Below are 11,034 nucleotides of genomic sequence, written 5' to 3'. Positions count from 1 at the left end.
AAAGTGGTCTTATTTAAACTAGTATCTAATAAAGTAAGATTTTCACTTGTCACTTCCCATTCTTTAAATTTTTGCCCTTCTGGCGCTTCTCCTGCTTCGATCGTTACTATTTCTCCTACGTCATAGTAACCAGATCCACTTCCACCCTTTACCGTTAACGAATACGTATATACCGCTTCGATCGTTATCGCCTCTGACGGCATTACAAATGTGATAGTTGACTGACTTGAGTCTGATAGCCTTACGTCACCGCTTGTTATGTCCCATTTCTTGAACTTTTTCCCATTCTCTACATCTTCATTAGCAATTATCTCAATTTCTTTACCAGCTTGATAATCGCCTGTGCCACTTCCATCTTCTACAGTCAAATGATATGTTGGAATGGCTTCGTAGATGGCTGTGACTTTCACTGCCTCTGACGGCATCGTGAACGTTGTTTCAATCAAGCTACTATCTGCTAAGTCAACATTCTCACTTGTCACTTCCCATTCTTTAAATTTTTGCCCTTCTGGCGCTTCTCCTGCTTCGATCGTTACTATTTCTCCTACTTCATAGTAACCAGATCCACTACCACCCGTTGCCGTTAACGAATACGTATATACCCCTTCGATCGTTATCGCCTCTGACGGCATTACAAATGTGGTAGTTGACTGACTTAAGTCTGATAGCGTTACGTCACCGCTTGTTATGTCCCATTTCTTGAACTTTTTCCCATTCTCTACATCTTCATTAGCAATTATCTCAATTTCTTTACCAGCTTGATAATCGCCTGTGCCACTTCCATCTTCTACAGTCAAACGGTACGTGGGGATAGCTTCGTAAACTGCTTTAATTTCTACGGGACCTGGAGACATTTCAAAAGTTGTCGTTGTGTCATGATCATCTAATAAAGAGATATCGCCACTCACAACTTCCCAATGTTGAAATCTCTGTCCCTCTGTTGGCTCATCTGCAGTTATCGTAACAGTTTCATTTTCCATATACATATCAGAACCACTACCATTTGTAACTGTCACATGATAAGTCGGAATTTGTTCATAAACAGCTCGTATTTTAATAGTTTCATTTGGCATTTCAAATGTCGCTTCCATTGAATCTACAGCATTAATAGAAATATTTCCTTCGACAACTTCCCATGCCTTAAATCGTTGTCCTTCAAGTGGTGTATAAGCTTCTATCGTAACCGTACTGCCTGTTTGGTAAATACCTGATCCAGTACCATTTTCAACTTCCACATAATTTCCACTATCAGAAAGTTTAACTATTTTATCATCGGTTACTTGAATTTGTTCCACACTATCTGTTGATAAACCACCATATTCTACTAAATATCCATCAACAGTAGTTTCAGCAGCAAAGTCATTCCAATAACCAATTGCATTAGTCGCCCAACTAGAATACTTATGACCATAACCAAAGATGTGTAAATAATGTTCACCATTTCCGTCACCATTATTAGGTTCAGACCATGTTTTAACATACCAATTTGCATATAAATCATTGGTAATCGCTCCATCTCCATCACCTTGCCAGAATTGCTGGCCATTCTCGGGACCAGTTACCCATTCCCAAACACCTTCACTATCTGCATCACTAGCTCCTAACCAGCCAGCTCCTCTTGATTTTTCAGTGACAAAAGCATTTTCTTCTTCCGTTGTAACAGTGGCTAAGTATCCTTGTCTACCATAAAAACTTTTTGCAGAAGCAGCTGTTTTTGCATCGTGCCATGTGATGCCTTCTGCTTCCACAAATTCATAGAAATGCTGTGTTGGATCAAAGTATAATGCCTTCCCAATCGTAAAGGATATTTGGCGTTGTGTGGAATCCAATGCTGTCGTCTCAAATGTAATCGATTGAAGCGCGTCTTCATATTGTTCAACGGTCGCTTCACCACTAAGTGTTAAAACACCATTATCCTGATTATAACTACCAGAAATACCACTTTGATCACTATAAACGAGTGCGTCCCCTGATTCAAAATCATGAATGACTATAGTTGCGTAATCTAGTGTTTCATAACTATTCATTTCAATTTCCAGATGTTGATCAATGACAACACCTGGCGTATAATCGGTTATTCCGTCTGAGGTTTTAATGCCGATATCCCCCTCAGCAACCTGGTCATCGATTAATACCTCAATAGCTGCTCGATCACTTTCGATTCCATTTTCTATCACAGCATAATAATAGCGTTTTCCATGCGTATTCATATTGCCATCAATCATGAATGCAGTTCCAGTACTAATTGCCTCCATATCCGTTTCATTGTTATAAAATTTATAAGTAGGACCAGCTTCCGGTGTTACGGTATAGTCTTGGTCCATATCTTTCGTAATCGTTATCGGACTCGGTGCATCTGGTTTTGGTAACGTTAACTTGGAGCTATCCGCTGCAAAAGTTGTTACAGTTGTCTCACTGCTCTCCCCCACTGGTAAATTTCCAAATTCAACAAAATACCCTTTGGCATCCCAGGTTGAACTGTTCGTTGGATCGTTTGGTCGATCGTTCCACCAAAATGCTGTGTTTTGTCTACTTACACGATTCAAAGAAGGGTCACTTAACGTGGAGAGTACCATTTCACGCTTGTTGCTAGAAATACTAGTCCCACTTATACTATCCTCATTGGGTCCAATTTGCGTATTTGGTTCACGCCAATCATTTTTGTCTTCTTCCGTTGATTGGTTTTCCCAACCTACTTTTTCTCCCCAGTTAAAGTAATAGCCTTGTTCTAGTGATGAAGCATCCAATTCATCAACAGATTGAACAAAGTTATTTTCTAAGTCTCTTGTCCCAGTACTTGCATAAAATTTCGTGCCAATTTCCGGTCCGTTCATCCAATACCAAGCATCGGTTGTTTGATTTGTGTCAAACCCTTCATAGTATAAAAGTGTACCATCCGTTCCACCTGAAGCATTTACCTTATCAGAAGTTGGTTTTAATATTGCACCACCAAGCCAACCTACTTCGCCACCAGACAGGGAATTCACAAAAATATCCTCTTCTTTACTCATGATCGTAGCAAGATAGCCAGTTCGCCCCATATACTCCATACTTTTCACTTTCTGATAAGCATCTGTCCATGAAACTTTATCTGTTACGTACTGATAGTAATGTTCTGTATCAATACTGTAATAAGTATCGTATAGAATATTTTCAGAAGTAACCACTACTTGCACTGACTGTTCACCATTACCTAGTTGGAAGCCAACATCTCTCAAATAATTCTGAACATCTGTTGTAGTAACAGACTCTGATAAATTAATTCGTTTTGTGTAATCGTTATCGATTGAGCTATCTGAAACAGTAAAGCCAACTTTAGCATTTGGTAAAATAATTTTATCATCTGCTGATACTGATTCATTAAAACTTATCAAAATTGATTTAATATCTGAACCATTGACAGATAAATTTTCAAAATGAAAAGTACCATCCATAATAGATTTTTCATTTAACATAATTTCTAGCTGTTCTGGTACTACTTCCACACCTATAGTGGATCGTTCACTTTGCACACCATTTTCGATGATAGAATAATAATACAATTCACCATCCGTATTCATGCTTGAATCAATGGTAAATGAGGAACCAGATCCGATTGGTTTTACAGCTGTTTTATCTTCATAAAATACATAGTCTTTCCCTGCTTCAGGCGTAACGGTTATCGCTTCATCCTTTGCTTTCGTTACAGTCATAGCTGCTGGGGCATTTGGTTTAGGTGCTTGCATATACTTATCATTTTCTTCAATACCAGATGAGGTGTATTCACTATCAAAAAACACGCCTGAAATTTCATGTTTTGAGTAAGAACCGCCTGTCGCAGATGAAAATCCGACAAAAACATCTTTCGTTTCGCCAAAAATATCCTGTAAGTTAATATTTTTATCTAGGTATGGAGCTGATGGTTTTGGTGTATTTCCAGTTGAGTCTTCTGCAAAATATACTTTCATATTACCCGCAGTGTAATCGATCCATACGGAGTATAGTTTTGTATCTTTATCAATAGTAGGTAAGTTTTCATAAGTTAAATGATTTTTATAGTCCCCATTTTTCATAATGGCAATATGACTATCTGATGGGTCAATCCCAGGGTTATAATACGTATCTATTTCCACCACAATACTAGGAGAAATATCACTATAACCCATCCCTTCACCTTCAGCACCGGCTGTATTGCTCTCGCTTTGGATAACAAAAGCAATACCATCCGCACCAGCAGAATCTGAGTTTGATATGTTAAACGTATATTTCGCATTAAATGATAAATCTTCACTTAAACGAATACTATCATTGAAATAAGCAAAACCTTTCTTTCCCCCTTGGGCCGGAGTTAATTGAATACGATCTGCTAGAATGCTAGCATCATGACCGATATTCCAAAAACTTGCATCAAAAGAATCATTAACACCTAAATCATTACTTCCCTGCGCAATAGTAATTGGCTCCGTCGATATGGTTTCCGACGTGTTTGCCACTACTTGATTTGGTGAAATTGGCATCATCGAAACAAATAATCCGAAAATTAGCCACACGCTAATCCATTTGTTCCATTGTTTTCTATGTCGCTTGTTCATAAAACCCCTCCAAATTCATTATGTAAAAAATATATAGTATTCTGCCTTTTCTATTTTTACTACTTTTTCTACTTTTTTCTACAATAAGTATATTTATTAGCACTCTACATAGACTTAACATAAGTCTATGTTCCTACAAAACGCAGTTATATTTGGAGCAATAAATCATAAAGAATTCGATATTTTTGCTCATAAAAAATGCAGTCTCACATAGCCAAAGGACTACATTTTTAATATATTTAAGTTTATTCCAATTTTTTTTGCCAATTTCGAAACCACCGTTCTATCTTCTTACTCATTGGAGTTACAAGCTCCTCTTGATAGATATGCTTGATCTCTTTATAGAATCTTTCAATATCGGCATTGCGCTGTTTTAGTGCATACAACTGGAATAGCTCAATCATTATTTGCTCGTCATAGCTATTTAATTGAAATGCTTCTTCATAATACTTGATAGCTTCATCATATTGCTTGGATTCTGACAAAAACCGAGCGATGTCCATTAATCGATTTGTATAACTTTTTTCAAGATAGGCTTGTTCATTATCCGCCCAGTTATAATCTAGATTCTGCATATAGCGTCCCTGTTTTAAATGTAGGGCATCAATACATGCTTTGATATTACCTGAGGTCACAGTAGGATGTCGGTTTAAATGTTGATGCCACTGATCAACATCAACGACAATTGCTGCGCCTAAACTTAATTGATAGGATTCATCTTGAAATTTAATTACTACATCTAATTGATGTGTTTGTAATAATTGTCGCAAACGATAGATAGTCATATGTAAGTGAGTGATAGCTTTTTCGTCTGAAAAATCTGGCCAAAGATGATCAATAATATCATATTTAGAAATGGGCTTCTGGCGAGAATGCAATAAAAGAGCAAATAACTCCTTTACTCTACCAGAACGCCATTTCAAATCAATATCTTGATCCCCTTTTTGAATGGTTAAGTTTCCTAATAAATTAATGCTAACCGTTTCACGAGATTTTACCATCGAATTTTTCTCTTCCAATCTAGTATTGATTCGGTTTAATGTTGTTAGCATTCGCTCACGGCGGACTGGTTTAAGCAAATAGTCTAATGCATATTGTTCAAATGCTTCCACCGCATATTCTTGGAAAGCTGTGACAAAGATAATTTCTAGATGAGGCTGCATGATTTTTAATTTTTCTGCTAAAACCAATCCATTCATTTCTGGCATTTCAATATCCACAAATGCTACATCAGCTTGCTCTTTTTTGGCCCATTGTAGAGCGTCACTTGGGGATACAAAAGTTGCTACGTCATTAAGTTCCACTTGCTGACTTTTTTCAAGAATTGTTTTTAGATGTTCAATAGCCATTCGTTCATCATCAATCATGAGTAATTTCATTTTGGTATATCCTCCGATTAGGTATTATTACTGAAATCGTTGTTCCTTTTGCTAGTGAACTTTCAATTTGTAATCCCGTCCCGAATAAACGATGCATACGATTTTGAATATTTTGCAATCCAATTCCATCCCCATTTGAAAATGTTTGATCTAATATAACTCGTATCTTTTCTTCAGTCATTCCTACTCCATCATCACTCACCTTAATAAGGTGACCTTGTTGTATTTTTGTAATATGAATCGAGACTGTCCCACCTTCTTTTTTCATATTCACACCGTGTCGAACAGCGTTTTCTACTAAGGGTTGAATTAATAACGGTGGCACAACAAAATCTATATCTTCATTTAATTGAATGTCCACCTTTAAGCGTTCTTCAAAACGAGCTTGTTCGATATCAAGATAGGAATAGATGAAACCTAATTCATCTCTAATACTGATCCACTTCTCTTTATTATAAAAATCAAATTTTGCTCGCAAATAATCACTCAATGATAACACTAGCTCATATGCTTCATCTGAACGCTTTAATATCATAGAAGAAATCACATTTAAGGCATTAAACAAAAAATGCGGTTTTATTTGAGCTTGTAAAAACGCTAATTCATTTTCTTTAACCTCATTTGATCTCTCTGTCAATACATCTAACGTTTGAAGTAATTCTTTGGATAGTTCTTCACTTTTTTTGTAGTAGAGGGTATATCGATAGATTAATAACGTGGCTAAAGCAATACTGTAAATCGCCATACAAAAAAATGCTACTCCCATGTCTGCTTTAATGCCAATACTATAGAGCATGAGATCAAACCAAAATAGGAACACACTAAATATCGCAACAATCAGCGTATTATGCTCAACTTTCTCGATCCCCTTATCTTGTTTTTTAAAATACATTAGGAAAACTTTTATCCAAATCCATAAAAATACACCTACGACAAAAAACAAATAAAAGTTTAATGTGCTTAAATAAAGGCTTAACGGTAAGATTAATACAAGAAGAATGAAAAGACCAAAAGTGGCAGAAATAATAGTTTTCAATCGGTTTGAGAGAAAATCATCATTAATTTTATTGACAACATGCAACACAAATATGACAGATAAAGCACTGACGATATGGCCAAATCGGAAGGTTGAATTTAAGGTTAGGTCTGGAATTATAATGGTAATAATGCGTTCACTATATATACCACCCATCACTCCAAAGGATAGGCAACTTAAGGCTAACGCAAAAGTTGCAGGTTCCATCATACGGTAGTGCCTGCTTGTAAAATACAAAATAATATAAATGATACCGACGATAAATACTACTACTAGCATAGCGAATTCAAACATAATCGTTTGTAGTTGATAGCTTATTAGTTTTTGTTGCAACCCAAATAGAATTGGTTTGGAAATACCACCAACGATATATTCATGATTAGAAGCATGGATAATAATTTCAGCCGTTTCATCATGCAATTCAAAATAAATAATTTCCGAATTATTTCCTGGTATGCTATCTTCAATCGATTGTGAAACATGCCCATCTTCTAACACAATCTCTCCATTTATGTAAATTTTACTTGCATTACGAATATTCGATTTTTTTAAACCAAAATATAATTCATTAGGAATTTCGTTTATTACCATACGATAAGTAGCAAAGCCTTTATTTTCATACTGATTACCATGAAGATCTTGACTCCAATTTCCTGGAACAAGTGTATAATCTATCTCTTCATTTTGTTGGTTGAAATCTTCGGGTCTTAACAATTTTTCCCAGTAAAACTCCCATTCTCCATTCAGTTCAATGTAACCTTTCTCAAAAAACTCTGATTGTGAGAGGTTAACCTCACCTCTTTTGACTACAGTTTCTTCATTCAAAACGTTCCAATAATAGATGACCAAACCATTAATTAAAACAAACGTGACTAATATAAAAAGTTTCTTAGACCAACTCAAGTCACAAACCCTCTCTAGTTGCTTACATTTTATCTATTGATAATAAGTAAGTTCCATTTATTTGTTTACCATTAATGATTTCAGTATATTTTACTAACTCAACTTTTGCAGACTGAAACAGGTAGGTATGCCTTGATATAGTTGGGTAAGCCTGCGATCCATTGTTGTAGTTGACTTTTGATCAGTTTGTTGCTGTTTTTTAAAGCATCTTCAAGAAGCTCGATTAATTGCTGTAATGCCACAGCACAATCGAGGTCAGATGTTTAAACACATTTAACTCTTTAAAATTGAAGAATGTTCATTTGGTAGTTGCATCTTTGAGTTTTTATTCGCTATTATATGGGAGACACCTCTTCTGTATTGGTAGTGTTTTCTTGTCAATTACACTATACCAAACATTGAGGTGTTTTTTATGATAGTTTTTCCTGTCAAGGGTCATACTTCAACAACTACTAGCCATACAGCTAGTTACTTTAGGCACATTTTTCTTGGTGCGAAAGTTGAGTAAATAAATGGTTGAAAACTTATCTTTGATAATATCCTCTAGCTACGCCCAATTTTTAACATAATCATAAGACAGACGATTAAATTCCTCACCATTCTATCGCCTCGTCTATTGGCAGGCTTAAGATTTTTGATTCCCTCTCTTTATTTATAACCTTGCTTATTCTGTAAAATAGTCACACCCAATCCCTGACGCCCATTAGACGATCACCAAATAAAGAAGAGTCAAAGAAAAAAGTGCCAGGCCACGTTAAGCATAGATGATCCTGACACTTTTTTTATTTATTCTTGTGGTACGACTTTTTCCAAAATATAATCTGCTAAGGATTGTATTTCATCCTCGGAAAGAACGCCCTCAAATGGAGGCATTCCCCCACTACCATTTTTAATTTGATTCGATAACTTATCTCTATCGGCAGCAATTAGACTTTCCCTTAAGTTTGGTCCATTGTGGCCACCCACCCCTTCTTTTCCGTGACAAGCTAGACAGTTATTTTCAAAAATAGTTTGGCCAGATGCAATATCTGTTGTTTCTCCAGCATGTTTAGTGCCTTCTGTGCCATCCGCTTCTATCTTATCAGTACCTTCTGGCTGTTGCTCCTTAACATCAATTTCTTCTCCTGACTCAATGGTTCCATCAAGAGAGAAAGTATAAATACGATCTCCATGCTTAGACCCAGCTAAAGCATTTCCTGCTGCATATACAGAAATATATTGCTTTCCATCGACTTCATAAGTCATGGCAGGTGCATTCACTCCAGCGTTGGTCATGAATTCCCATAGTTTATCTCCCGTTTTCGCATCATAAGCAAGTAATCGTCCATCATTATGTCCTGCAAAAACCAGATTTCCTTTCGTAGTTAAAATACCACTATAGGCAATGGCATCCCATTTATCTTGCCAAACAATTTTATTTGTCTTCACGTCAATCGCAGAAACAGTTCCTCCCATTGGTGTATTTGAAACTGGCTGCCAAACACTACCAAGGTACTCGTCACCTTCTGAAAATTCCTGAGAACTTTGTTCATGGTTTAAGGAAAAATAGTTGACATTGCCTAACACATAAAAATATTCCGTATCTGGATTAAACGCAGATGGTGGCCAGTTTGCTCCCCCTTGTGGAGACGGTCTTACGGTTACAGGTTCATCCCAGAATGGGGTGAAAATATTACCTATTTTACCATTAAATTCTTTAGGAAAATCTCTTTCCACATCTTCTTGAGTAACCGTTTGTGGTACAAACGCATCTCCTTTTGGATAAGGCTGCGTAGGAGAGGTTTTTTGATTTTCATTTTGTGGTACTTCTTTTTCTTCAATCCCTACCAATGGGTTTCCATTTGTTCGATCTAAAAAGTATACCCAACCCGTTTTACCAGCTTGAGCTATTCCTTTTTTCATTTCGCCGTCCATTTCGACATCATACAAAATAACAGGGCTTGCTGGGTCAAGGTCCCAGATATCATGGTGAACTTCTTGAAAGTGCCACTTATAATCTCCAGTTGTAGCATCTAAAGCCAGAATGGAATCAGAAAATAAGTTATCTCCTTCTCGATTTGAGCCATCCAAGTCAGGAGACGTATTTCCAGCTGCAAAATAAATCATATTTAATTCAGGGTCAACTGCTGGAGTTTGCCAAACTGGTGCACCTCCAGTTAACCATGCTTTATTATCAGCCGGCCATGTATCATGTCCAACTTCCTCTGGACCTGGAATCGTATAAAACCGCCAAATTTCTCTTCCTAAATCGGCATCATAGGCTGTTAGGCGTCCGCGAATTCCATACTCTCCACCAGAAACTCCAGTATAAACTTTACCGTCATAATACAATGGAGCACTAGTAATCGTATATCCTTCTTCCCATTGAGCTACTTCTGTTTCCCATACGACTTCTCCAGTCTTTTGATCAAGGGCGACTAGTCTTGCATCAAGTAAACCAACATACACTTTTCCATCTCCAAGGGCTACTCCTCGACTCGTCCATCCACAACAAACGGTATCCAATTTTTCTGCAATATGAGGTACATACTCCCAAATTTTATCCCCTGTTGTGACATCAATCGCAGACACATTGTTTTCTCCTGTTACAACGAACATTACGCCGTCATATACAAGCGGAGTAGCTTCTCCAGAATATTTAGTTGCACTTCCGGAGCCTAAACTTGTTACCCACTCCGCTTTTAAATCAGCAATATTATCAGCATTAATTTGGTCGAGTGGAGAATATCTTTCATTCCTAACATTCCCACCATTTGTAATCCAGTTTTTGGTTGGAAGATCAAAAAGTTCTTCGCCAGTAAAAGCGGGTGCTTCACTTCTCGTATATTCCTGGTAGGTATATACTTCATAATTGTTTCCTTCATCTTCCTGATTTGAGTTATTATTTTGTTCCTCTTTTGTTGTTTCATCGTCAGAATTTGCTTTTTCTGTTTGATTGCTTGTCTCTTCTTGAGTAGACTCCCCATCTTGGTTTAGATTCCATATTGTTACACCAACAAGGGCAAATAAAACAACTAAATAAAGTGCTATTATTAAAGTTTTACCTCTCATTCCATTGACCTCCTCTTTTAAAAAATTAATATATTTGTAGTACCTATGATTTAATTCATTATAATCTTAAATTTTATGAATGTGTAATAAAAAG

The 11,034-nt window shown here is 36.6% G+C and carries 4 protein-coding genes and 1 pseudogene; all 5 read right to left on the bottom strand.

Annotation, left to right across the window (positions count from 1 at the left end; translation table 11 throughout):
* Positions 1 to 4,571: hypothetical protein (locus tag RZN25_14920; GenBank protein ID MEQ6378108.1), on the bottom strand; the 4,571-nt coding region annotated here is incomplete at its 3' end.
* A 245-nt stretch (positions 4,572 to 4,816) separates the two neighbouring features.
* Positions 4,817 to 5,950 carry a response regulator gene (locus tag RZN25_14915; protein ID MEQ6378107.1) on the bottom strand — a complete coding sequence of 378 codons (1,134 nt, stop codon included), beginning with the start codon at positions 5,948 to 5,950 and terminating at the stop codon, positions 4,817 to 4,819.
* On the bottom strand, positions 5,931 to 7,889 hold the full coding sequence (locus RZN25_14910) for a histidine kinase (protein MEQ6378106.1): 1,959 nt from the start codon (positions 7,887 to 7,889) through the stop codon (positions 5,931 to 5,933). Before RZN25_14910 ends, RZN25_14915 begins: the two co-directional genes overlap by 20 nt.
* Before the next feature lie 98 nt (positions 7,890 to 7,987).
* A pseudogene (locus RZN25_14905) lies at positions 7,988 to 8,149 on the bottom strand (IS4 family transposase).
* Positions 8,150 to 8,675: 526 nt separating this feature from the next.
* Positions 8,676 to 10,940, bottom strand: a complete 2,265-nt coding sequence (locus RZN25_14900; protein MEQ6378105.1) for a PQQ-binding-like beta-propeller repeat protein — start codon at positions 10,938 to 10,940, stop codon at positions 8,676 to 8,678.
* Positions 10,941 to 11,034 lie beyond the last annotated feature (94 nt).

This window comes from Bacillaceae bacterium S4-13-56 (assembly GCA_040191315.1).
Lineage (GTDB): Bacteria > Bacillota > Bacilli > Bacillales > JAWJLM01 > JAWJLM01.
The sequence above is the reverse complement of the archived record's forward strand: the minus strand, read 5'-3'. Positions and strand labels throughout refer to the sequence as shown.